Here is a 25,659-nt window from a genome sequence, read left to right on the forward strand (position 1 = left end):
AGATGAAAAGTAGTTTTAGCAATATCATAGAATCAAAAACACCTGTATTAGTAGACTTTTATGCAGATTGGTGTGGCCCTTGTAAAATGCTTGCTCCTATTCTTAAGGAGGTTAAAGATGAACTAGGAGACAAGATCAAGATTGTAAAGATAGATGTAGACAAAAACCAACCTTTGGCATCAAAATACCAGGTTCGCGGTGTTCCTACAATGATTTTGTTTAAAGATGGCAAACAGCTTTGGAGACAATCTGGAGTATTGCAAAAAAATGATTTGCTTGGCATAATACATTCACACCAATAACCATGGCATTCAATACATATATAGATCACACATTATTAAAAGCAAATGCTACTGTTGATGATATTAAAAAACTTTGTGCAGAGGCAAAAGAACACCATTTTTACGCCGTTTGTGTAAACAGTTATTACGTTGCTTTGGCAGAGAGTGAATTAATGCATACAGATGTTAATATAGCCGCTGTAATAGGTTTTCCTTTGGGAGCTACAATCACTAAAGTAAAAGTGTACGAAGCCCAACAATGTATTGATGAGGGTGCAAATGAAATTGATATGGTACTTAATATCGGGCTATTAAAATCTGGATATTATAAAATCGTAGAAGAAGAGATAAAAGCAATAAAAAAAGCAATTGGAAAACATGTTTTAAAGGTAATTTTTGAAAACTGTTATCTCACAGACGAAGAAAAGAAAATCGCTTGCCAATTATCTCTCAATGCTGGAGCAGATTTTATAAAAACATCAACTGGTTTTGGTACTGGTGGTGCTACTATAGAGGATATACAATTGATGAAAAATGAAGTGAAAAATGCAATTCAAATAAAAGCTTCTGGAGGAATCAGGGATGCAGAAACAGCAAAACAATATATTGATTTAGGTGTATCCAGAATTGGTACCTCATCTGGGATCACTATAGTAACTTCAAAATAAAATAAGATGAGTTTACATATTGCAGCACAACCGGGAGACATAGCAGAAACCGTCTTATTACCAGGAGATCCTATTCGTGCAAAATGGATTGCACAAACCTTTCTCGACAATCCTATCTGTTATAATGAAGTTAGAGGGATGCTAGGGTATACCGGAAGTTATAAAGGTAAACCAGTCTCTGTACAAGGAACCGGAATGGGGATTCCCTCTGCTCTAATCTACAGTCATGAGCTTATTAATGATTATGGAGTTAAGAATCTAATTCGTGTAGGCTCTGCAGGTTCATATCAAAAAAATATTAAGCTTAAAGATATTGTTATTGCAATGGCCGCTTCTTCTACTTCGAATATCAATACTGCACGATTTACAAATTCTGACTATTCTCCTACTGTAGATTTTGAGTTATTTATGAAAGCAATACAATATGCAAAAGATAATAACATTTCTATTAAAGCCGGAAATGTATTATCCTCTGATGAATTCTACGAAGATGATCCTAACTCATATAAGCGCTGGGCAGAGTTTGGAGTGCTTTGTGTCGAAATGGAAACAGCTGGATTATACACTATTGCAGCAAAACATAATGTTAAAGCCTTAGCTATTTTAACGATATCTGATTCATTAGTCACAGGAGAAAAAACTTCTTCAGAAGAAAGAGCAACTACTTTTAATAAAATGGTTGAAATTGCTCTAGGAACTCTTTAAAAACTCTGTTATCTATGGCTATGATACCATTTCTAACTTAAATTTACTCAATAAAACACATTTACACCACCTAATTACCTCATAAACAAATTCTTGTTTATTTTCCTCATGGTTCCTTTTTAGAGTAATTTTCAAAGTTAAATTAGTGTAAAACAATCAAAAAGAGGAATATTAGAACAATTATTTTTTTACTTTAGTATAGGTTTTTCTGTAAAAATTGGACATACACCCTAGATGTCTTTAAATGATCAAAGGTTTAATCAATATTTAATTTTTTTATATAATGAAAAAGCAAATTTTAAACATTGTAAAAGTTTTAAGTAAGGACGAACAAAAGGATATACAAGGGTCTGGCGGCTCATTTCCTTATCCTCCTGTATCAGAGTGTAATAAATATGTAAATCAACAATCCTGTGAGGCTAATCCACAATGTGTGTGGGGTGATTGGACTTTTGAAGGAAATGGTACAGAATCTTGTGCAAAACCTTAATTTATAGTTATACCATTTTATTTATTCTATAATTTTTAATACCAACACCTAAGGTGAAATGTCTATTTTGCTTTGCAGGGTAGTATAAACCTCACAGGTTGTAAAAAAACCTGTGAGGTTTTTTTTATCTATATTTTAAATGTGATTACAGGTTTGTTTGCATGATTTGCAATATCCTCGCCTATACTTCCATTAAAGAAATGTGCCAAACCACGACGACCATGGGTAGGAATCGCAATGATATCTGCATTAATCTTTTTACTATAATTAAAAACTCCGCTTTCTACACTATAGTCGTTAAAGTAGGTTACCTTATCGTACATATCCAGATTACCAGAATCTGCTTTAAAAAGAAATTCTTTTACTCGTTCTTCTATTTGATTCGAACTTCTAAATTGTTCTCCCGGTAAATTAACATATAGCAAATGTACATTAGCATCTAGAGTTTTAAATAACTTCATTGCATTATGATAGGCTTTAATATTTTCTATCTTAAAATCACAGGCAAATACAACTTTATTTAAAGCAAAATTATCGACAGGATTCTTTATTACCAAAACAGGGATGTCGGATGTACGTACTACTTTTTCTGTATTTGATCCTATAAACACCTCTTCTCGTAAACCGCTAATACCATGAGATCCCATTACAATTAAATCTGCTTCATTTTCATGGGCAACTTCATTAATCTCGCTAAAAATCTTATAGTTTTGTACAGTCTCTGTAACCTGAATACCTTTTAGGTATTCTTTATCCAGAAAAGTGCTAAACCTTTTTTCGGCAAGTTTCATATAATACATTGCTTCATTTGCCTCTTGAGTTTCATTTTTAATCAATACAGCTTCAGACAATCCCAGCATATGCAATACTATGATTTCAGCATTTTGTTGTTTAGCTAATAGTGCCGCAACCTGTAATGCGTATTCTGAATATTCTGAAAAGTCTATGGGTACAAGAATTTTTTTCATGATTATCTGTTTTTATAATATCAAAATTAGAGGATGTTATTGCCAATTAAAATGATAATTATCATATCAATACAATACATAACATACCTTAAAAATAATTTTTTATAGTACCTTTAACTATTACTATACGCAATGCAAAAACATTATAATATTACAGTAAAAGGAAAAGTTCAGGGAGTCTGGTATAGAAAAAACACTCAGGAAAAAGCCATAGCGCTACAAATTACAGGAAACGTAAGAAATCTTCCTAACGGAAATGTTTACATAGAAGCCGAAGGAGATAAAAATCAACTTAATCTCTTATTAGAATGGTGTGCTATAGGTCCTGAATTTGCAAAAGTAGATGCCGTATCTTTTGAAGAAGGTGACTTGCAACTTTTTAAAAGCTTTGATATTTTGCGTTAGTTCCCCTTTTTAGGCTTTATTGCTAATTAAATCATAAATTAATTTAAGCTCTTGTTAAGTATGACATTTCTCATTTTAATCTGTTTAAACAGATAGTATTTTTAGGTTATAATCTTTAAAAATACATCAACAATGAAAAATGTACTTATTTTATTCATGAGTATACTTATTTTTCCTTTTTCAGGGTTTACTCAGGTTTTAATAGATATTGAAGAGATTACTCCTTTTCATGAAGAAGTTGCCGCGATACGAAAAGGTAATAAATGGGCTTTTATAAATACAAATGGAGAAATTATAATTGACTATAGAGATGATTTGGTTTGGCATTCAAATCCAGAAGCAACAACCAAAAAAAAGAGTCAAAAACAATTTATACCCTACCCTAGCTTTAGTGAAGGATTATGCATGATAAAGCAAATGAAAAATGGGGTTTATTATTATGGTTATATCGATAAAAGAGGAAAAACCAGTATTCTGCCCGAATTTCTAAATGCTACATCTTTTAATAAAGGATACGCCATCGTCTTAAAAGTTTCTAAAGAAGAATTGGGAAGAAATCACCTACTACACAAAAAAGTAGTATCCTATAGTTATGATGAGGTAATTATTGACTCTTCTGGCACTGTCAAAATACATTTAACAGCACCTAAGAACTTTACCTTAACAAAAAATAAACTAAAGTGGCCCCCTGCTATCGAATCACATTTTATTGCACCAAATCTTGTAGCAGTAAAAAACAAGAATAACTCCTGGAATCTACAGAATGTAGATACTTCTTCAAATTAACATTAAAAATATTTATATTATGGAATCAACAGAAGTAGAAACAAGTAGCATGCCTAGAATAGGCGATGATGCACCAGATTTTGACGCGCTAACTACACATGGTAATTTAAAATTTTCTGAGTTTGCAGACGGAAAATGGGTGATCTTGTTTTCGCACCCAGCAGATTTTACACCAGTATGTACAACAGAATTAAGTGGTTTTGCAGAAAGAAAACAAGAGTTTGAAACTCTAAATACTAAACTTATTGGGCTAAGCATTGATAGTATTCATTCTCATCTTGCTTGGGTAAATAATGTAAAAGAAAAAACCGGAGTATATCTTGACTTTCCGATAATTGCAGATCTGGATATGAAAGTTGCCAAATTATACGGCATGTTACAGCCTAATGAAAGTGCAACAGCAGCTGTTCGAGCCGTATTTTTTATAGACCCATACCAAAAAATCAGACTTATTATGTATTACCCGCTTAATGTAGGACGTAATATGGATGAAATCCTTAGAGTATTACAAGGTCTACAAGTGTCTGATGAACATAAAGTAGCTTTACCACTGAATTGGAAAAAAGGAGATAAGGTAATCGTTCCTCCTCCTAAAACTCTAGAACAAATGGAAGAAAGAATACAAGATACTTCTTGTGAAAAAATAGATTTTTATCTAGCTAAAAAAGAATTACATCTCAACTAAAAATAATAGATATTGAGAATACAACCAAGCCTCTCATCTTTTGATAATTCTGAGAGGCTTTTTACTACCAATAACAGATTATCTTTATTATACAAAAACAACAAAGCCTACCAGAGTTTCCTCCTAGCAGGCTTTGTCAACTAACCAATCAATTATTGAAAAAACTTAGCATTACATGCAGCTCAATAAGACTGCATTACTTTTTTATTTTAATTTTTTGCCAATTCGTATCTGCTTTCTTTTGCAACTTTGGAGCATCTTCTTTTATCCATTTATCCAATGTATTAATTCCCCATGCATTATAAAACAGGTATAACTTACCATCTCTTATTTCAAAGGTTTTAGGATTTATATCTACTTTTTCGCTATTCACTGCTACTGCATAGGCACAATACCCTCCATATTGTGGAACATATCTTTCAGGATTATTTTTAAACTTCTCTAGATTTTCCTGATTTGCAAATTTGTAGTTTACTTTATCATGAGTAGCTACAAATTTACTACTTCCTTTAACTGCTTTGTTATTAAAGTATTCTGTTACATCGTACCCTTCTGCTACAAAATCTTTATTCGTATTATAATCTATTTGTTGAGCACTTACTGTTGCTATAAAAACAAAAAATAGTATCGCTATGTATGGTTTCATGTATTCGTTTTATTACGCTCTCACACATTAAGTCGTAAAAAAAACCAATCATTACATTTTTAACATAATTATAAGGTAATTAAGCTATTACAGCAGAAAATTAGTAGTTTCTGGATACGGTATAAGAGCACTAATCAATAGACTAATGCTATCTTTTGCAATTAAGGTAATGGATAATAATGTAGCAGTAACTATTACAGCAGAAGCTACATTATTTTGTTGAATATCTTTAAACTCATTTACACCTTTGGTAAGAGCAGAAAAAAGTAAAAAAACCGAAGTATTAATGAGCAAGGCAAATATAAAACCGATACCTAGATATAAGCCAGAATATTGAATAATTTCTCCAAGCATGATTTCATTTTCTCCAGACATCGATAGTCGAATCATATTGGTTATCGATGGGATAATCTCTCCTAGAATCATACCAATCGATAAAATAATTCCTGCTGCAAAAACAGAAAAAGCCATATTATCTTCTCTAAAGGAGATATTTTTAAAAAATACGCTTTGCAGGATTTTAAAAGAAATAAACAGTATGAGTACAGAAACGACAATAGCAAGTACTATTTCTATAAAAGCAAGGGTTAATAGTTTCGTTTGCATGATTTTTAGGTGTTAGTTAGTACAATATACCAATGATTTACGTTACCAAAATTTTTGGGTAATGTGCCAATAGTAAAATGTTTATTTGTGGTCTCCCACAAGTAATATCGTTTTCCATTCTGCACTTTATATATTCCTTTTGCCGGGATATGTAACCCAAGAACAGAGTGCTTATAATAATCGCTATTAAGAATAGCTACATCATATCCAAAATAACTAAGAATAGCATAAATAATTACGGTTCTGGTATCACAATCTCCTTTTAGATTCCCCATAAAACCTACAGGGTTTTGGATTCCGAAAGGAATATTACCGATACAACAATCAGGACATTCTTCTAATATCACTCGAATAGATTCTTCATATTTTTCTGGAGATTCACAATCATTTTCAAAAACAAAAGCATACGGAATATCTTGTATAAATGTCACTACCATTTCTGCAAACTCAAATTGATTTAGTTTACTTGAGTTTTTAATGGTAGTAAGTTCTTTAAGAATTAAATCTAGTCTCGGCGTATCAGAAGTTGCAAGATATTGATACAACTTACCCCAGGATTGCTGTTTATGTTTTTGTACGGTATTATAATATTCTTTTCTAGACAAAAAATAATCCTTTTCCCGAATCGAAAATTTTCCTTTATAAGTGTTACCATAATTATCTGTCCATTGTCGATTCTGCCGTAATAGTACTATAGAATCGCCTTCTTCCAGAGCTTTCTCTCGATAAATGTATTCTGAAATATCAGATTTTTGGCTTTCTATAAATATCGGAATAGTATCCAACATATGTCGTAATCCTAGTATAGATCCCAAAACAAATGTACTATACAATATATAACGCCATTGAAATCTTTTTTGATTGCTCTCTAATTTTCCTAATAACCACGAAAGCAATACTAACACTAATGCAAAGGCCCAAAACAAAGAAATAGAGAAAAAAGCTTGTACAACACTACTGCTCACCAAAGAGATTAATATAATCGCCGGAAACGAAAAACAACCTAGTTTCTTTTTAATTGCCATATTTATAGTGCCATTAAATTACAGCCTCTGATATCACTATGATCAAATCTACCAATAATTTCGAAACCTTCATCGGTATACGTTTTACCTAAATCCTGAGTAGCGATAAAAGAGCATGAATTTATATTTGCCAGATCTATAACATTTATACCTCCTGTTTTATTAACTCCTAATTGAGTTAAAGCATCTTCGGGATTTCTGATCGAAACTTTCATCCAGGGAGGGCAATAAAAAAGTCCATCTTTTTTAGAATAGGCTTGCGATAATAATTCTGTCATCCCATATTCGCTATGAATCTGAGAAACGCCAAAACCATTTTTAAGAATCTTATGTAATTCTTCACGAATCATTTCTTTTCTACGACCTTTCATACCACCAGTTTCCATAATTATTGACCTCTCATTTAATCGTACATCATAATTCTCAACAAGGTCTAATAAAGCAAATGAAACTCCCAAAAGCAGTATTTTTTTATCTTCTGCGATAAGTTGCCGAAGAGTCTCTATCAATTTTTTAGTATCATGCAAATAAAACCCACTTTGCGGATGATTACTATCATTGATCAATTTTTCGGCCATATATACCAAAGAAGAGCCATCTCTTTCTAAATAAGAAGGTAGTAATGCCAAAACTATATAATCTGTAATATCACCATAGAAATGTTGAAATCCTTTTCTAAAACTTCTTTCATACACTGTAAGATCACTAACATAATGTTTACTGGTCACATTACCTGTTGTACCGCTGCTGGTAAAAACTTTATGTATAGAAGCTCTACTGCTTACAATTTTCTCTTGTTTAAAGAATTGAATTGGTAAATATGGAATATCATCAATACATTTTACCGAAGCTTTTGCTATTCCTAAAAGATTACAAAACCTCTGGTATGTTAAATTGTTACTGTATTGATATCTAAAAACACGTAGGGCCGATCTCTCAAAATCTGTGTTGTTTTGAATAGAAAAAATAGTATCAGCCTGCATAAGATTTGTTCAACAAATTTTGTAGAACAAAGGTATAAAAAGAGCGCCTTTTTAGACTTGTTTTTTTACATTATAAAAAACAAGACGGCTCAAAAGAAAGTATTTTAAATCAAAAATTATTTAATAATAAGTTTCTTAGTAGCTTTAAGATCACCTTCGGTAACTTTAATTACATATACACCAGGATTTAAATGGGTAATATCTAATTCTTTACCAATTAAAACTTTAAAAAGTACTTTTTCTCCTAAAACTGTAAAAATTGAAACTGTCTTGGTAAGGTTTTTAGTAGAGGTAATGTATAATACACTTCCAGCAGGTGCTGGATTGGGGAACAAACGCAATCCTTCGATTTTTATGCTCTTCGAAGCTTGTGTTTCGGCCGTATCAGACTGTGCTTGGATTCCTGGAGCAAAGGAAAAGCAGATAAGACTAATACATGTAAGCAGCAAGTAGATTTTTTTCATACAAAAATTTATTTTGGGGCAATAAATATACAACATAAAAATTAAAAACATTACAAATTATTAGCATACTTGTGTATAAAACCCAGATTTAATGGTAGTTCTGTACACAAATTACGGTTTTCACTTACTAGATATCTTGATTTTATTCTTACCATCAAAATTATCATTTCTATCCTTAATTTTATCTTTTTTATACTGCAGCTATGCTATATTTTTTTAAAAAGATATCATCATAGATTTGAGAATTTAAAATTCTTACTGGCAAAAAAATCAAAATGAATTCAAATTTAAATTTTGTAAATCAAAAATAATGCCTGATATTTGTTTCATTATGAAGTTATAAAAGAATTATGTACATAATTGTGCGCATAGAGACCTCTCGATTTAGAAGCTAAGAATTCCTTCTTTAGCATCTCTTATTTATATTTTCAATTCGTAATTCTTATTATAATGACTCAAAAAAAACTTACACTTACACGTATATTTTCATATTTCAAAATTGCACTAACTGGTAAAGAACAAGAATTCACTTCAGGGAGTATTCGCAGAGCAGTTTTCATGCTTTCTGTACCTATGGTTCTAGAAATGATGATGGAATCTATCTTTTTTCTTGTAGATGCTTACTATGTTTCTAGTCTTGGGGCGAATGCTATAGCTACTGTAGGATTAACAGAATCTGTACTTACTCTGGTATATGCTATTGCTATTGGACTTAGTATGGGAGTTACTGCAATTGTTGCTCGCAGAGTGGGTGAAAAAGATATTAGTGGTGCCTCTCAAACAGCAATACAATCTATTCTTTTAGGAATAGTAATTGCTGCAATAATTAGTTGTATCGGTATTCTTTTTCCGAAAGAAATACTTGGACTCATGGGAGCCGAACCCGATCTTATCGCAGATGGATATGGTTACACTCAAGTATTATTAGGTGGAAACGTGACCATCATGCTTCTGTTTTTAGTTAATGCTGTATTTAGAGGCGCAGGTGACGCTTCTGTAGCAATGCGAGTGTTAATCTTTTCTAATATATTAAATATCATTCTGGATCCGATTTTTATTTTCGGGTTTGGCCCTGTTCCTGCTTTTGGTGTACAGGGAGCTGCGATTGCTACAACTATAGGTAGAGGTAGTGCCGTAATATTTCAGTTACTCATTCTTTTTTATGGCTGGAGTAAGATCAAAGTGGCTTTTAAAGATATTGTTTTTAGAGCCGGAATTATGCTTAATCTAGTTAAAGTCTCTTTGGGAGGGATCGGACAATTTATTATCGGAACATCTAGCTGGGTATTCTTGATGCGAATTATGGCTGAATTTGGTAGCGAAGTACTGGCAGGGTATACAATTGCTATTAGAGTATTAATGTTTACGCTAATGCCTTCCTGGGGAATGAGTAATGCTGCGGCTACATTGGTAGGTCAAAATTTAGGTGCTGCAAAGCCAGAACGTGCCGAGCAATCGGTTTGGAAAACAGGAAAATACAATGCCTATTTTATGGCTATTGTATCTATATTTTATCTCTTATTTGCAGAAGTAATTATAAGAATCTTTAGTGATGAAGCATTAATCATAGAATATGGAGCCTTAAGTTTACGTGTAATTGCTGCAGGTTACGTATTCTATGCCTACGGTATGGTGATCATACAATCTTTTAACGGAGCAGGTGATACCAAAACTCCTACTGTCATTAATTTCTTTTGCTTCTGGGTATTCCAACTTCCATTTGCATACCTGGCAGCCTTAATCCTAAATTGGGGCGCAATGGGTGTATTTCTTGCGATTACCTTTGCCGAAGTTTTAATCGCAGTGATTGGGATTATCTGGTTTAAAAAAGGAAAATGGAAAGAAGTAAAGGTATAGTATCATTCCTCATATATGATGAAGTTGAAAATTAGTTCTCACAGATCGTCATGAAGATTTGTGAGAACTAATGTTATTTTACCTTAATCGTATTCATTCGTTTTCTGTACAGAAATACTCCCAAAACTAGAATCACACAACATGTTAATATCCCAAAAATCCAATATAATGTATTATTTGTACTCAAAGTAATAGGGTCAGAATTACCAACAAGATAAAACCCGCTCCAATAAAACGGATGCATATAATTTATATGAGCAGTATTTAGATATTTTAATTTAGCCTGTTGTAAAGCTTTAGCTTTGTTCATTCCAGTCTTAAGATTAGCATAGAAATATTTCATCAACTCTGGAGTAGTTTGATCAGATATTTCCCAATTACTTAATAATAAGCTTTTGGTTCCTGCATATTGAAACGCATTTCCCAAGCTCATAATACCTTCTCCTTTAGCAATTTTTCCTGTTCCTGTATTGCATGCACTTAGGACAGTAAGTTCTGCGGGGATAGTTAGTGCAAATAATTCATGACTATATAGCTGATCATCTTCTAATGAGTCGTTGCTTTTGGTAAAGTATAACTTAGAATTTTCCGGATGTTCATTATTTACTTCTCCATGCAAAGCCAGGTGAAGAATACTATATTGAGATGCATTTTCTTTAAAATTAGCTTCATTAGCTTGTGAACCATAATAATACTTTCCGTCAATAATATCTGCGATAGCTTTTATCTCCTTTCGAGTACCGGGCAAATCCTCTATCGCACCTCTTAAATCAGATAATCGCAAGGTATTTGTAGTTTCTAGTTGTGTACTGTCTGTAAATGAAAAAGCAAGACATTCTTGTAGGGTAGCTACCTCTGTGGGATTTTTGTCCTTAGCAAACAAAACATTGGCAGAATTGGCATAAGAAATTGCGTGTTTACGAAGCAGGTAAGGGAAATGCTTAGGGTCATTAGAAACTTCTTTTTGAGTATGTAATACATCAAAATTAAGATGCCATATGGGGCCATCAGGTATAACAATTAATTGATTTCCTTTAATTTTTGATGCTATTGGTTTAAATAAGGCAGTATATAGTTGTGAAGCCAAATCTTTATAGGATTGTACATTTCTGGAAATAATAGTTTTATGAAAATCTTCTATATCCTGTTGCAGCTTAGACGTATCTATTTTGGTAAGATCTATAGCATTTTTTGAGATGGTAAAGATATATGCCATACTATCTGTGGTAAAAAATTCTAGTAACGTAGTGTTATCCGGGAGTTGTTTTTGAACATTTTCTACAGACAAAAAAGTAGTATTGTATTTTAAACGGTAATATTTTGGATAGGTATTTTCTAAAACTGTATATAACGAATCCTGCTGAGTTCTAATCCTGAATATTTTGTCTTCGAATAAGGCAAGTTTTGTACTATCTATATTGGTGTTAGATTGCTCTTTGACAATTTGTGAGGTATAAAAAGCAAAATCTGTTTTTAAGTTTTTTTCGAACTCTACGGTTTCTAAAGGTAAATCAGAAAACTGTTTGGCATTACTTTCTTGTAGTAGTTCCTGTAAGGTATTGGCTTTACTCTTTTCGCTATAATAAAAAGCCCGGGATAAAGCTTCAGGGTCTTTTGTAGCCTGATATAATAGGTAATTCGTTTCTATAGCGTTCGCATAAATTTCTTTAACGGTTTTTGAAAAAGTAAGTTTATCTTGATAATCCTGAGTGGTTTGTCTAACATAAGTGATTAAAGAATCTATTTCTGAATAAGATTTTATAGCCTTTTGTAAATTGGAAATTTCTCCTTTTTGTTTATATAAAGCTTTATGGATTTTTCCTTTGATCTGGATAGAGTTTAATGCTATTTTTATATCCAAAAACTCTGTTGTTTTCTCTTTTTTTAGAGGTATAACATTTGTGTTTATTGCTTTTTTACAGTATTCTAATGCTTCTTTATATTTTTTATTTCTGTATGCAATTGTTGCAAAATTATTATAAATTTCAGAATTATATGGATGACTTTCTCCTAAGATTTTAAAATTAATATTTAAAGCTTTTTTAGAGAAGAATATTGATTTGTCATAGATGTTTTTTTCTAAATAACATTCAGATATGTTAGCATATATATCTGAAATTTTAGGATGCAATTCTCCATAAGCATTTTTGTAAATTTCAATAGATTTATTAAAGTATTCTATGCCTTTATTGATATCTCCGTTTTTAAAGTGTACTACAGCAATATTATTATAACTTCTTCCCAAACTAGGATGTTTGTCATTATAAGTATTAATAAAGACTTCTTTTGCTTTATGATAATATTTTAAGGCTTCTTCTGGATTTTCTTTTATTCTAAAAATATTTCCCAAATTAATAAAAGACATGGCAGTTGAATTATGCTGTTCTCCATATATTTTTCTTCTTATTGTCAATGCTTTTTTATGATAACTTAATGCTTTATCATATTTTCCTAATATTTTATAAGTATTTCCTATATTATTGTACAACGAAGCTGTTAATTTTTCTTCTTCTTTTTCTAGATTTAATTGAATCTTTAATGCTGTTTTATAACTCTCTAATCCCTTGTTAAAATTACCTTTAGACATGAAAAGATTTCCTAGGTTATTATAACAAAATACATTTTTAAGATGATTGTGATGAAATACTTTTTTTTGAAAATCAATTGCTTTATATAAGCTTTCAGTGGCCTTGCTATAATCACCTTTTTTCCAATAGATTACAAAAATATTATTATAATAGATTCCGATATTGTCATTAATTTCGTTTTTATTATGTTTAGCTATTTTTAATGCTTTTCTATAGGAATTTATAGCTAAATCAAGTTCGTAAGTTTTGGAATAAGTTCTGCCTAAACAATTATATGAGTCAGCAATATCTTTATGATTTGCTTTAAGAATTTGAGATCTAATTCTTAAAGCTTTTTTAAAGTATAATAATGCTTCAGAATAATTTCCTTTTTCGTAATGATACCATCCTATATTATTTATAGCATTTGCTTTTTCTTTATGATTATCAGAAAACTTTGATTCGCAAATTTTTAAAGCTTTTTCAGCAGACAATAATGAACTATCCAGATCAATATTATCAGTATATCGATAATTAATTGCAATTTTATTATAACAAGAAGCTACTTTTTCCCAGGATTTAGTAGTTTTATAAATATCTAGTGCTTTCTTAAAGTATACAACAGCGTTATCAGCTTTTAACTTTTCAGATAACGAATCTGCTTTTTTATAATATTGATTGCCAGTAATAGTGTATTTTACAGATTGTGCAGATAAAAAATTACTAAAAATAAATAAGAATACTATACTAATTTTTACACCGAAAAAATATTTCATACATTCTAAGATTTGCTAACAATTCGTTAACCACAAAGAACTTAAAATTGTTGTTTTTTAGTTTACATTTAGAGCAATTTAACCATATCATAACATTGTAGACAGTATACAATACTTAAGACTTATGAAGGATAAAAAAGATCAGGAAATCTTAAGAGGCATATTGGCAGGAGATAGAGCAGTAATCAAAACCTTTTATAAAGAAAATTTTAACTATATCAGAGGGTATGTTGTACAAAATTCAGGAAGTAAGGAAGATGTAGAAGATGTGTTTCAGGATGCTTTAATGATATTATATGAAAAATTAGAATCAGGCCCTCTCGAACTTCATGCTTCTTTACGCACCTATTTTTTTGCTATTTGCAAAAATCTATGGAAAAAAAGATTACGAAAAAAAAGTAAAGTATTTACTACCGATACAGTTTTTGAAATCTCTGAAGAATTAGATGACGATATATTGCAAAGGATAGAAAATCAAGATAGAGAACATATTTATCATAAATATTTTTTACAATTATCCGCTACTTGCCAAAAATTATTATCCTTAGTTTTTGAAGAAAAGAGCATGCGGCAAATTGCAGAGAAAACAGGATACTCTGAAGGGTATGCCAGAAAGAAAAAGTTTGAATGCAAAAAACACTTGATGGATCGCATAGAAAGTGATCCTGCTTACAAAGAATTAAGAATACATACTACACAAGAATAGAGATTATGAAATGAGCCATAATAACCCGGTTAATACCAACCAAAATGATTATTGGCGAATTCCATCTGACGGATAAAAGCAAAATAAAATAAACAGATGAAAAGATCCTTATCAAGTTTTGACAAAATAGAAGATTTTCTGGCTAATCGATTATCTGCAAAAGATAAAGCAGCTTTTGAAAAAGAGATGGTTCTACATCCTGATTTGGAACTTGAAGTAGAAAAACATAAGGTTTTACGAGACGTGTTGCAAAACAAAAAAAGCTTACATTTTAAACGGCAACTGCAAAGTATCCAACAAGAATTTTATACGGAAGAAAAAAACAATACAAAACAGAAGCTGTATAGATACCTTAGAGTAGTAGCCATTGCTATTATAGTACTAGGGTTAGGTGGGATACTATGGAATACCTATATTGCCCAAAATAAGCTCCAAGACTTATATATAACCTATTATTCGCAATACCAAATCTCTGGTAATTACAGAAGTGAAGTAGAAGATACATGGAAAGTCGTAATACAACATTATACCAAAAAGGAGTATACTAAAGCAATTTTAACTTTTGAAGCTAAAAACCTGACATCAATTCCCGATGAAATAAAATTATGTCTTGGTAACGGTTATTTGTATATAGAAAAAGAAGAAGAAGCAAGACGTATGTTTGCTAATATAGATCCCGAAAGCGGGTTTTATGAAGATGCGCTTTGGTACCTGGCACTAACCCATATAAAGATGAAAAAAGATAAAGAGGCTATAGTTGTTCTCGAAAAGATTATAAAATACAATGGAAAATATAAAAATAAAGCTATAACACTTAAAAATAGCTTATAAAATTAATTAAAAATCTTTTCTTTATCCTAGTTAATTTTCATAGCCAAGTGATATAAACTTTTGGTATAACAAAAAATAAATAATCGCAAAACCATAAAACAAAATCAAGTATCTAAAATTAAACGTTTTATTAGACCTCACAGGTTTTAAAAACCTGTGAGGTCTAGATAATATACTTATGAATCAAGAACAATTATTTCTTGTCTTATCCTTAGAAATTTTTGATTAGTTTGTACCTATTTACCAACCTTATAGGTTTTTGTACCGTTTTTGATGATATAAAAACCTTTGGGTAACTGTTTGATGATTTCTTTTTCTTCGGTTTCATTACGCACAGTATGGCTTGATTGTAAATTACCGTATATATCATAGATTGCTATAGTGTAAGGCTTTTCTACTTCAGAATCCGATTGTAGAAAGTCCTTTAGTTTAGAGCAGGTAATACATCTAACATAGGTTGGGATATTTACAAAATTATTACTTCTGTTTTTATCTCCTCCTCCTGGCTCTACGTCTATTACGATATAATACTGTCCTTGCGCCGCTCTAAAATCATCATAATTCACATTTGCCTTCACAACATAGGTTTGGTTTGCCTGTAAACTAGGAATAGTAACTGTTTTGTTGTTCGCTTTTAACCCTTGTGTACTATTGTATCCCTGAGATAGATAGAAATTTACGTCTACCGCTTCAGATGGGGCATTACCGATATTTTCTATAGTAAAAATCATGTTTACAGAGCCAGATGCACCACCTTGGGTAAAATTTAAAAAATGCTTTCTAAAAGGAAAAGTCCCTCCTGCAAATCCAGGATTTAATAGATTTAATTGAGAAGGACAACTACTACAGGTACTGGTTACTATCGTATTAGATTCTGTAAGGCGTAAATCATATTTGGCATTGTTGTCTATAGGATCACATACATCTCCTATACCATCATTATCCGTATCTAATTGGTTAGGATTATATTTGTTAGGGCAATTGTCATTGCTATTAGAAATGCTATCACCATCACGATCAGTATCACATACATCTCCAACACCATCTCCATCGAGATCTGCCTGATCACTATTACTGTTATTAGGACAATTGTCACAAACATTTCCTTTACTATCTCCATCATTATTTGCTTGATCTGGATTGTAGTTAGTAGGGCAGTTGTCTATTTCATTAGCAATACCATCACTATCGTCATCGCAAAAGATATTAACAGGATTAGTGCTAAAAATATCTCTTGGATAGGTATCTCTATCAATTTCAGGTGTATTCCTAGTATCTACTATATATAGATAATCTATTTTCCCATCTAATTCTCTTCTATATACTTTGTTTTTAGATAATGGTTCAAAAGAATCTACATTAAACCTAAAGATTGGCAAATTATGAAATTCATTAGAACATAAGGTTGATAGAGCTTTAGCTTCGGTATTTCCCAGATATCTTACTTTGTGTTGTTTATCATATTGTCCAGGGCATACTTGTATGGGGTTATCACTAAAAAGAGATCTGTCATATGTATCTCTATCGGCTGCAGTAGTATTATATGTTTTCGTAATTAACATATAGTTAATTTTATTACCATCTTTCCTAATATATATTCCTCCCTTATTTAGTTTGCCTTGCATATGTATGTTTGTAGATAATATCGGTAAACTTTGATGATTATTAGTTTTGCATAAATTTTGAGCAGCTTCACTAAAAGTAGTTCCTAAATTTTTATAATCATGTCTCTTACCATATGGATTATTGCAAATATCATTGATTAATGTAAAGTCGTTAAAACCATAAGCGTCCCTTTCGTCATTATATGATGAAATCTTAGTAATTAAAAAGTAGTCAATATCACCCGAATCGTTTAATTTATAAATTTTACCCACTAAAAGAGCTGTCGAAGATCCGACAACATTAAATCTAATTGTTCTAAGATTACTCACATTAGTATTACCAGAGCAATACACATTAACTGCTTCAGATAAAGTAGCTCCCAATCTTTTTGTTTCATATCCTCTATCTGTATTAGCTCTAATAACAGAAGAAATCATGAATATTGTAATTAATAGCAAAAAGCATTTCAAGTTTTTCATAATAAAAAGGTTTTAAAAGTTAGATTTATATTTTATACGGGTTAATCCCTTTTAAAATAAAAATGTTACTGCCAAAAAAACGTTGTTAATGATTACTTAACATAGCTTATTTAGAATAGAACATTAAGTTGTTAAGTCTTTTGTTTTTAGTATATAAAAATTAACCTCTTTACAATAATGCCTCTACCTTTTGAGAATTGTTCTAACATTTCTAAAAAAAATGTAAAATATATTCCCAGTTCCGAAAAATGAAACTGCTGTACTTTATCCTTGTATCAACAAAAGATAAAAAACATAGAACGTATTGAGGTTAATATGACAGAAATCCCGAGAGGTATAGCCCCTTAAATAAAACACGCCCCAGAATTTCGGACACGGTTTTCCGAGTTCGAAAAGTAATCCCCGGTTTTCTGGGACGATTTTCCTTGCCGGGAAAGTGATGTCAGAAAACCGGGGGCAATTTTCCTAAACATAGAATCATTCTAAATAACAATTATAAATATTTACATACATGAACACATTAGTAGTAACACCACAAGTAAAGAGTTTTAAAAACGGAGAATTTTCTAAATATATCCGAACACTTCTTCAATTAAGTGAAGAAGAAGATTTGGATACCATGGAGCTTTCTGACTTTGTTAAAGAGCTTAATACAGCATATAACAATTTTAAGAAGGTATATAAGAAAAATCGCGGGAGTATACTTACCCCCGAAATGGTACGATATGATAACCAAAGGGATAACAGTCTTAAATTATTACAACGCGGTACAAAACTTATTGCAGATTTTGCCGGGGATGAAAAAGATCGCCATCAGGCTAATCTAATTTATGCCACTATAAGCAAACATGGCAAAGAAATCTACAATATGGCATATAACCAGCAAGGCGGGGTAATGGACGAAATTATAGAGGATATAGAAGGTAGTACAGAATTAAGTGCCGCAATAGATAATTTACACCAGCGTAAATATTTTGATGAGATGCGCACAGCCCATAAAGCTTTTGACAGTGTTTTTAAAGCACGGGTAAAAGAACAACAACAAGAGCAAACCACAGTAAGTATCACCGAGTTGAGAAAACTAACAACCGTGCATTACGGGAGCTACTGGATTGGGTGTTTATAAGAGCTAAAACCAAAGGGATAGATCTTTTTGAAACATATATCGGCAATCTTAATGCGCTTACCATTCAATATAACCAATCAGTAGAACGACGCCTTAATGGTAACTCAAGTACCAATCAGGAACTTGATGATGACTTTGATCAGGATCAGGGAGAATAATATCAATTCTAATACAAAAACGCTTTCTTAGACCTTCAAGGTTTCGAAAACCTTGAAGGTCTATACCCACAAACCTGGATGTTTTTGATTAAAAAGCCATTCTAACATAAAAAAACACCCTCAAAAATATGAGGGTGTTTCTATAATGTGGCTAATTCTAAATTTCTTATAGGCCAGCAGACCTCCAAGTCCATGCAGAAATATCTACTTGATTTCCTGTGTTATAAGGATTTGTTGTAGTAGCATCTGCTCCATCAATTTGTACATTAGATAAAGCTCCAGCATCTTTCATATCAACATTTGTTGCGTACCCACTTAAGAAGATATTAGTGATAGTTGCTCCAGATTGTTTTTTAAACTGCAGTGCTGTACCATTTTGTGTAGAGATAGCGGTAAAGTTTATTAACTTAGGGTTTTCATTAGCTCCATCAGCTTCTAGAGCCGTCGAGAAACCAGCAATTGTATGAGAAACATATGTGTTTGTTACTGTACCATTCCATCCTTCTGTCCAATCTACAGCATCATCAGCGTTGTTTTCTAAGTAAAGATTTGTAGCAGATACTGTTCCTCCAAAGAATTCAACTCCATCATCTGCTCCATCAACAACAGCTATATTTTCTACAACTGTACCTGATCCAACAGCATAAAAAGAAACACCATTATATTGAGAGTCAGGATTGATTTGAGCACCTGTTCCTTTGATTACTAAGTATTTTACAGATCCCGAGTTGTCTGCATCATTTGTGCCTCCGTAAATAAATCCACCTACTTCTGCAACTGCATCTACACCAGCTGTTGTAGTAGCTTTACCACATATAGTAAGACCACCCCAATCACCAGGGTTACCATCTTTAGAAGACATTACTACTGGATTAGCAGCAGTACCTTGAATGTCTATTTTACCTCCTTTTAGCACTGCGATGTATACACTCACTCCTCCAGCTCTAGCAGTAATTTTAGTTCCAGCAGGAATTGTTAATGTAACTCCGTCCTGAACTAATAAAAAAGATTCTAATTCGTAAGCTACAGATGCATCTAAAGTTAGATCACTTGTTAGACTTCCTCCTAATTTACCAGTAAGGCTCAATTGAGCTCCTATCCAAGTCCATCCTGTAATATCCACAGTAGCCGCAAGATTATAAGCTTTTGCAGGATCTGCAGTAGCACCATTTAAATTCACATTAATTAAAGCACCACCATCTTTCATATCTACAGAAGTTTTATATCCTACAAGCGAAAGTCCTGTGATAGTAGCTCCTGATTGTTTTTTGAACTGTAAAGCAGTACCACTGCCTCCATTTGCTTGAAAAGTATTTACTGCGGTAAGATTATTGATCTTAGGGTTTTTGTTTTCTCCATCGGCTTCAACTACAGTAGAGAATCCATCATTTGTATGAGCAACATAGGCATCATCAATAGTACCATTCCAACCTTCTGTCCAATCAATAGAATCATCTTGGTTATTTTCTAAATAAAGTTTTTTAGCAGATACTGTTCCTCCAAAAAATTCAACTCCATCATCTGCTCCATTAATTACAGCAATATTTTCTACAACTGTTCCTGATCCAACCGCGTAAAAAGAAACTCCGTTATATTGAGCATCTGGATTAATTTGAGCACCAGTTCCTCGAATCACTAAATACTTAATAGATCCAGAGTTATCTGTATCATTTGTACCACCGTAAATAAATCCACCTACTTCTGCAACTGCATCTACACCCGCTGTCGTAGTAGCTTTACCACATATAGTAAGACCACCCCAATCACCAGGATTACCTTTTTCAGAAGACATAACCACTGGACTAGCAGCAGTACCTTGAATATCTATTTGTGCTCCTTTTAATACAGCAATATATGATTCTGTACCACTAGCTTTAACTAGAATATTAGTTCCTGCAGGAATTGTTAATTTAGTACCTTCTTTAACTATAAATTTACCTGTTAGTTCATAAGTTGTACTAGCATCTAAAGTAAAATTTTCCTCTAATTCTCCATTCATTTCACCTTTTTTAAGTTTATCTGCTGTAGTTTCTGCAGATGGAGGAGTAGGAGCATCATCATCACTACTACAAGACGAAAATACAAATGCACCTAAAGCAAGAGTAATCGTGCTGATTTTTAAGATTAACTTTTTCATTTTGTTTTAATTTTTGTTCGTATTTAATTTTTGAGTATTCTAAAATGTATAATTAAGGCTTAGACTTATCGTACTTCCTTTTTTATAAGAAAGTATTGTTTCTTCCGCCTCATTAACTGGATTGTTATTAGTGTCAAACCTAATTCCAGCTTGATTTTCTTGAGCTATTAATTGAGTTTGTTTAATTTTTGGATTTAGCAAGTTTCTTGCTGTTAATTTAACTTTCAATTTGTCATTGATTTGTTTACTAAGAATAAGATCCATTGTTACAAATCCATTTTCAATGATTTCTTCGTTATACAAAGTTTCTTTATTAGCAACATCATCAGGCGAACCTAAAGCAAATATTCTATCTGAAGCATAGTTTCCTGTTAAGGTAGCGATGAATTCTTTTTCTTTTTGATTAGAATAGCTCAGAGACCCATTTACAATCCAATCTGATGCGCCTTGTAGGCCAGATTCGGTTTTGTTTTTATATCTAAACTCTTCAAATTGCCCTGCATCTCTATCTTCTCCTTTAAGGTCTTGTGAATGCCACATTCGAGTAACATTAACATTTAAATTCAGGTTTGCTTTATCTTCGATTTCAACAAGATTAATGCGACCTTCAAGTTCAACTCCATATATATCAGCTTTTTCTGCTGTGTTAAAATAAGAGAACACTCCTGCTGCTCCTCTGGTTTGTGCCAGGTTAATTGGATCTTCTATTTTTTTATAAAAACCTGTTAATGATATTAGCTCCTTAGATGTTGGGAAAAATTCCCATTTTAAGTCATAATTATAATTAGTTGAAGGTTTTAAATTAGGATTTCCTCGAGTGACCCTCCCTGTAGGAGAAACATATTCGAAAGGCGCTATTTCTTTAAATTCTGGTAATGTAAAGGTTTGACTAGCCGCTAGTCGAATATTGTGTTTTTCATTAACCTCGTACTTAAGACTCATACTAGGTAATAGATTACTATATTCATTAAAAATGAAATTATCACTCCCAGAAAAGTTGGCCACGTTAAAGAAAGGTACATCTAATTGGTCTTCTTCATATCGAATACCTAGATTAGCAACTAATTTTTTAATTCGTATATCAAAATTAAGGAAGGCTGCTTGTTCTTCTAATAAAGCTTCATAAGTATCATTCTGATCTCTAGGAATAAAAGTTCCATTATCTACATTTTGAAAATTCAAACCTTCATCCAGATTGTCAAAAGAGTTAATAGACAAGCCTACACTACTTCTAGAAAGTGCTAAACCATTAAATCTGGATTCAAAATCTCTTTCTTTTTTTCTATAATTGATTCCAATATCAAATTTTGCAGAATAGAATTCACTATCGGTCATTACCCTGTTATACTTAAGGAATCCATTTATTTCTTTATCTTTAATTTCTTGAGATGATTTTCGTTGCTGAAAACCTCCCGTATTACCAAACCTAATATCATTTAATCCATAAATATTAAGTTCATTTCTAATACGATTAGGTTCGTCAGCATTTACAACATTATATCCTATACCCCAGTCTATTTCATCCTTTTCTGTAATACTATGATCACCGAATAATTGATTGATAAAAAGAGTAGTTTGTCTAAACAATTGATCTCTAACAAATTGAGATGCATTATCAGCAACTGGCGTTTCTTCAAAAATACCTGCTCTACCTCCTCTCCCAAACTCATTAAGTTGATCCTCTCCTTTATTGATGAATAAAGAATTGAATTTCAACTTAGTGTTACTGCCTATTCGATATGCTAAATTTAGAAGACCTGTTGTATTAGTAGTATTTATAAAACGCTCGGCATCCGGAATAGTGTCATTAACAAAGTTTGCTCTGTATTCTTTAAATTCTCCAATCCTTTGTTGATTGGATTTTGAATATGATCCTGTAAAAAACACGGATAAGTTATTCCCAAACATTTCTACTTTTTCTCCTGCTGTAACAGAAATACCAAAATTAGCCGGAGTATTTGATGTCTCTGGATTCCAGCTCTCTTGTGTTAGAGCTGTTTCTGTGTTTAAGTTACTAGAATAAAATCCTAAAGTTGTATTATTAGTGTTTTGCGTACTCCTAAAATTATTCCATGTATCACCATCGATAACATTAGTGTTTACACCTCCACTTACACTGATAGTTAGTTCTCCATTACCAGAATATTCTTTAGAGACTATATCAACATTTCCAGAAGCTTGATCTCCATAAAACAATGAAGAATACGTTTTACTTACTCCGATATTTTGAATAATATTTGCAGAAAACAAACCTAAATCTATATTTTTTCTTTCGACATCTTCAGAAGGAACAGGTAATCCATTCATAGTTGTTGAAAGGTATCGGTCTCCAAGACCTCTAATAAAAATATCACCAGACCCCTCTACTTTGTTTACTCCAGATATTTTTGCCGTAGCGGCAGCGGCATCAGATACTCCCTGTTTTGACAATTGTTCTGCTCCAATACTTTCTTTAATTTGTACTGCTTGTTTCTGTTCTAAAAGCAACGCTTCTTCACGTTCGCGATTAGTAACCACTTTTATTACAACTTCTTCTAATGCTGCAGCTGTAGCTCCCATAGTAGCATCTACTACCGCTACTTTATCTGCTTCTACTACTACATTAGGTATTTCTACTGTTTGGTATCCTGTAAAACTAAACGATAGCGTATATGTCCCTACAGGAACTCCCGTAATCTCATATAACCCATCAAAATCTGTAGACGCTCCTTTAGCTGTTCCTCCTACAATTACATTCGCAAAGGGAAGAGGTTGATTGTTTGATTCTTTATCTAATAATTTTCCGGCGATAGTCCCGGTTTCTTGTGCAAAAATAGCGCCTATAAAAAATAGTGCCAGTACTGTAAATCTTTTTCTCATTATGTGTTTTCAAAATCTGATACAAATAAATACGGTTTTACAGTAATTGTCTTTACCCCACTATTATGGTTAGTTTAAGGGATTGTGATGTAGGAAAAATGAAGAAAAAAGTGAAATCTGTAGGATTTTTAGGGAATTTTGCGCCTAAAATTCTATACTATTAAATTACTAATAAACTACTGAATTATAAGGTTTACCCACATCTATCGAGAGCTTTTTAGCTATGCCATTTTTTGAGTCTCGAATATTGACGAGTATACAAAATCTGTTTTTTATAAATTATTAGAGAATTGTTATGAAGATGTTAAACCGGATAAATTCACAGAATCTGCCTTAACAATAAGATAAAATACGATAACAAAATATAAGATGGTAAGGTAAACACTCTTTACATTTATGGTCTTTTAATCTGATTATTAAATATTTGCAAATAATTCATTCTGAAATAAGCAAAAAAAGAAGCCTGGCGATTAGCCAGGCTTCTACAATTCAAATACTTAAATATGGGATATTATATTATTGACGAGTCCAATCTGATGTCCAGGTATCACTCTCTTGTAATGCTCCTGCATAGTTAGCAGCGTCAAAAAATGCCCCTAATGTAGAAGGATCAAAATTATCTACACCATCTACCGCAGTAGTATACGAATAAGTTCCTCTAAAACCACTTATTTCAAAAGCACTGGGAACATCTGTTCCTGAAGGATCTTTAGAATAATTGTTAAAAGTTGCAAAATCAGCCAAATCTACTGTTGCAGTACCTGCGCTTAACTCAAAAGATGTTGAATTATCAATAATTGAGTTACGAATAGTAAGTTCATTATTATTTAAATTCGTAAATGTCTGACTATCATTTAATTCTACTCCTTTAGAAAAACCTTTAATAATCATATTATAAATAGAAACTTTCGTTCCTCTTCTAAATAAGATTGCTTCATTTTTTCCATCTCCATCTTCTGCACCGATTAGCGTAATATTAGATAAGGTAGGATTAGAGAATGGTGTAGCAGCATTATTAGATTTTAGGTTATCGCCCTCAATTCCATGATCTCCTTCTCTAGTAGATTGTTGTACAATCCAAAACTGTCCGTTTCCTACCCATCCATCGGTCCAGTCAAAAGAATCATCAGCAGCACCAGTTACTACTGCGTATTTTAAATTTACAGTTCCTCCAAAAAACTCAATTCCATCATCATTACCATTAAAAGCCTGAATATATTCTAAAGTAGTTCCACTACCCACACCATATAATGAAAGTCCATTATACTCAGAATCCGCATTAATTTTCCCTCCAGTATATTCTAAACGTACATAACGTAGTATTCCTGAGTCATCTGCCGGATCGGTTCCTCCATACGTAAGGTTTGCAACTTCTGTTGTTGCTGTAGTACCTCTGTTGATAGGGGCTTTACCCGCTAATAATAATCCTCCCCAATCTCCAGGGTTAGGAGTAGATTTATTAGAAGTAAATACAATAGGTTGTGCTGCAGTACCTTCGGCTATAATTTTTGCTCCTTGCTCGATAGCTAGGTATGCAAACACACCACCAGTATTTCCTCCTATAATCTTTGTTCCTGGTTCTATTGTTAATGTAACTCCATCTACCACAGACACACCCCCTCTTAGCTCGTATACTTCGCTTGATTTTAAGGTAAGATTTTCTTTAATTTCACCTTCTAATATTTCTGTTCCAGAAGTATCACCACCAGAACCTCCCTGGTTGATTGTGATATCTCCGATATTATCTTCTTGTATGGTACAAGCACTAAATAAAACTGCTGTTCCGATTACTATTCCCGTAAGTAAATTTTTAGTTTTCATTTTATATAATGATTAATTTTAGTTG

At 32.2% G+C, this 25,659-nt stretch carries 23 protein-coding genes; 12 read left to right on the top strand and 11 right to left on the bottom strand.

Going from position 1 to position 25,659, the window contains the following annotated elements; translation table 11 throughout:
* Positions 1-2: 2 nt before the first annotated feature.
* The 4 genes from trxA (at position 3) to ATO12_RS04680 (ending at position 2,144) form a co-directional block, all read left to right on the top strand.
* Complete coding sequence (gene trxA / locus ATO12_RS04665) at positions 3-302, top strand: thioredoxin (protein ID WP_034239549.1); 300 nt, start codon at positions 3-5, stop codon at positions 300-302.
* Between the two features lie 2 nt (positions 303-304).
* Complete coding sequence (gene deoC / locus ATO12_RS04670) at positions 305-949, top strand: deoxyribose-phosphate aldolase (protein ID WP_034239550.1); 645 nt, start codon at positions 305-307, stop codon at positions 947-949.
* Positions 950-955: 6 nt separating this feature from the next.
* Entirely contained in the window at positions 956-1,654 is a 699-nt protein-coding gene (gene deoD / locus ATO12_RS04675) for a purine-nucleoside phosphorylase (protein WP_034239553.1), read from the top strand.
* A gap of 283 nt (positions 1,655-1,937) precedes the next feature.
* Positions 1,938-2,144 carry a hypothetical protein gene (locus ATO12_RS04680; protein WP_034239555.1) on the top strand — a complete coding sequence of 69 codons (207 nt, stop codon included), beginning with the start codon at positions 1,938-1,940 and terminating at the stop codon, positions 2,142-2,144.
* 128 nt (positions 2,145-2,272) lie between these two features.
* Here ATO12_RS04680 and ATO12_RS04685 read toward each other — a convergent pair whose 3' ends face one another.
* A complete protein-coding gene (locus tag ATO12_RS04685) occupies positions 2,273-3,112 on the bottom strand; it encodes a universal stress protein (protein WP_034239557.1) in 840 nt (279 codons plus the stop codon).
* A 132-nt stretch (positions 3,113-3,244) separates the two neighbouring features.
* Here ATO12_RS04685 and ATO12_RS04690 point away from each other — a divergent pair, with 132 nt between their 5' ends.
* The 3 genes from ATO12_RS04690 to ATO12_RS04700 all read left to right on the top strand — a co-directional run bounded on the left by ATO12_RS04690 (position 3,245) and on the right by ATO12_RS04700 (position 4,988).
* Positions 3,245-3,517, top strand: coding sequence for an acylphosphatase (locus ATO12_RS04690; RefSeq protein WP_034239559.1), 273 nt, complete (start codon positions 3,245-3,247; stop codon positions 3,515-3,517).
* Between the two features lie 132 nt (positions 3,518-3,649).
* On the top strand, positions 3,650-4,303 hold the full coding sequence (locus ATO12_RS04695; protein ID WP_034239562.1) for a WG repeat-containing protein: 654 nt from the start codon (positions 3,650-3,652) through the stop codon (positions 4,301-4,303).
* Positions 4,304-4,322: 19 nt separating this feature from the next.
* Complete coding sequence (locus ATO12_RS04700; protein WP_034239565.1) at positions 4,323-4,988, top strand: peroxiredoxin; 666 nt, start codon at positions 4,323-4,325, stop codon at positions 4,986-4,988.
* Between the two features lie 196 nt (positions 4,989-5,184).
* Here the strand turns inward: ATO12_RS04700 and ATO12_RS04705 are convergent, their stop codons facing one another.
* From ATO12_RS04705 to ATO12_RS04725, 5 genes are all read right to left on the bottom strand, one after another.
* Positions 5,185-5,634 carry a YHS domain-containing (seleno)protein gene (locus ATO12_RS04705; RefSeq protein WP_034239567.1) on the bottom strand — a complete coding sequence of 150 codons (450 nt, stop codon included), beginning with the start codon at positions 5,632-5,634 and terminating at the stop codon, positions 5,185-5,187.
* Positions 5,635-5,721: 87 nt separating this feature from the next.
* A complete protein-coding gene (locus ATO12_RS04710) occupies positions 5,722-6,240 on the bottom strand; it encodes a DUF350 domain-containing protein (protein WP_034239568.1) in 519 nt (172 codons plus the stop codon).
* Positions 6,241-6,245: 5 nt separating this feature from the next.
* Positions 6,246-7,265, bottom strand: a complete 1,020-nt coding sequence (locus ATO12_RS04715) for a hypothetical protein (RefSeq protein ID WP_034239570.1) — start codon at positions 7,263-7,265, stop codon at positions 6,246-6,248.
* A 2-nt stretch (positions 7,266-7,267) separates the two neighbouring features.
* Positions 7,268-8,248, bottom strand: coding sequence for a LuxE/PaaK family acyltransferase (locus ATO12_RS04720; RefSeq protein WP_034239573.1), 981 nt, complete (start codon positions 8,246-8,248; stop codon positions 7,268-7,270).
* A gap of 116 nt (positions 8,249-8,364) precedes the next feature.
* Positions 8,365-8,712, bottom strand: coding sequence for a T9SS type A sorting domain-containing protein (locus tag ATO12_RS04725; protein WP_034239574.1), 348 nt, complete (start codon positions 8,710-8,712; stop codon positions 8,365-8,367).
* Positions 8,713-9,162: 450 nt separating this feature from the next.
* On the opposite strand from ATO12_RS04725, the gene ATO12_RS04730 reads away from it, so the two are divergent.
* Positions 9,163-10,569, top strand: coding sequence for an MATE family efflux transporter (locus ATO12_RS04730; RefSeq protein WP_034239577.1), 1,407 nt, complete (start codon positions 9,163-9,165; stop codon positions 10,567-10,569).
* Positions 10,570-10,642: 73 nt separating this feature from the next.
* On the opposite strand, the gene ATO12_RS04735 is transcribed toward ATO12_RS04730, so the two are convergent.
* On the bottom strand, positions 10,643-13,912 hold the full coding sequence (locus ATO12_RS04735; protein WP_034239579.1) for a CHAT domain-containing protein: 3,270 nt from the start codon (positions 13,910-13,912) through the stop codon (positions 10,643-10,645).
* Positions 13,913-14,036: 124 nt separating this feature from the next.
* Here ATO12_RS04735 and ATO12_RS04740 point away from each other — a divergent pair, with 124 nt between their 5' ends.
* Positions 14,037-14,618 (top strand): RNA polymerase sigma factor, encoded by a 582-nt coding sequence (locus ATO12_RS04740; protein WP_034239582.1) that lies wholly within the window; start codon positions 14,037-14,039, stop codon positions 14,616-14,618.
* Between the two features lie 96 nt (positions 14,619-14,714).
* Complete coding sequence (locus ATO12_RS04745) at positions 14,715-15,449, top strand: tetratricopeptide repeat protein (protein WP_034239584.1); 735 nt, start codon at positions 14,715-14,717, stop codon at positions 15,447-15,449.
* Positions 15,450-15,685: 236 nt separating this feature from the next.
* Here ATO12_RS04745 and ATO12_RS04750 read toward each other — a convergent pair whose 3' ends face one another.
* The gene (locus ATO12_RS04750) at positions 15,686-17,533 is read right to left on the bottom strand and encodes a thrombospondin type 3 repeat-containing protein (protein ID WP_081801971.1); all 1,848 of its coding nucleotides are present in this window, start codon (positions 17,531-17,533) and stop codon (positions 15,686-15,688) included.
* Positions 17,534-18,044: 511 nt separating this feature from the next.
* Here ATO12_RS04750 and ATO12_RS04755 point away from each other — a divergent pair.
* Positions 18,045-18,659 (top strand): DUF6261 family protein, encoded by a 615-nt coding sequence (locus tag ATO12_RS04755; RefSeq protein WP_034239588.1) that lies wholly within the window; start codon positions 18,045-18,047, stop codon positions 18,657-18,659.
* Entirely contained in the window at positions 18,650-18,817 is a 168-nt protein-coding gene (locus ATO12_RS25915) for a hypothetical protein (RefSeq protein WP_165583331.1), read from the top strand. The genes ATO12_RS04755 and ATO12_RS25915 overlap by 10 nt, the downstream gene beginning before the upstream one ends.
* Before the next feature lie 166 nt (positions 18,818-18,983).
* Here the strand turns inward: ATO12_RS25915 and ATO12_RS04760 are convergent, their stop codons facing one another.
* The 3 genes from ATO12_RS04760 to ATO12_RS04770 form a co-directional block, all read right to left on the bottom strand.
* A complete protein-coding gene (locus ATO12_RS04760) occupies positions 18,984-20,954 on the bottom strand; it encodes an autotransporter outer membrane beta-barrel domain-containing protein (RefSeq protein ID WP_034239591.1) in 1,971 nt (656 codons plus the stop codon).
* Between the two features lie 39 nt (positions 20,955-20,993).
* Positions 20,994-23,813 (bottom strand): TonB-dependent receptor, encoded by a 2,820-nt coding sequence (locus ATO12_RS04765; protein ID WP_034239594.1) that lies wholly within the window; start codon positions 23,811-23,813, stop codon positions 20,994-20,996.
* A gap of 516 nt (positions 23,814-24,329) precedes the next feature.
* A complete protein-coding gene (locus ATO12_RS04770; protein WP_034239596.1) occupies positions 24,330-25,634 on the bottom strand; it encodes a hypothetical protein in 1,305 nt (434 codons plus the stop codon).
* Positions 25,635-25,659: the final 25 nt, after the last annotated feature.

Origin of the sequence: Aquimarina atlantica (assembly GCF_000626715.1) — a bacterium.
GTDB classification, from domain to species: domain Bacteria; phylum Bacteroidota; class Bacteroidia; order Flavobacteriales; family Flavobacteriaceae; genus Aquimarina; species Aquimarina atlantica.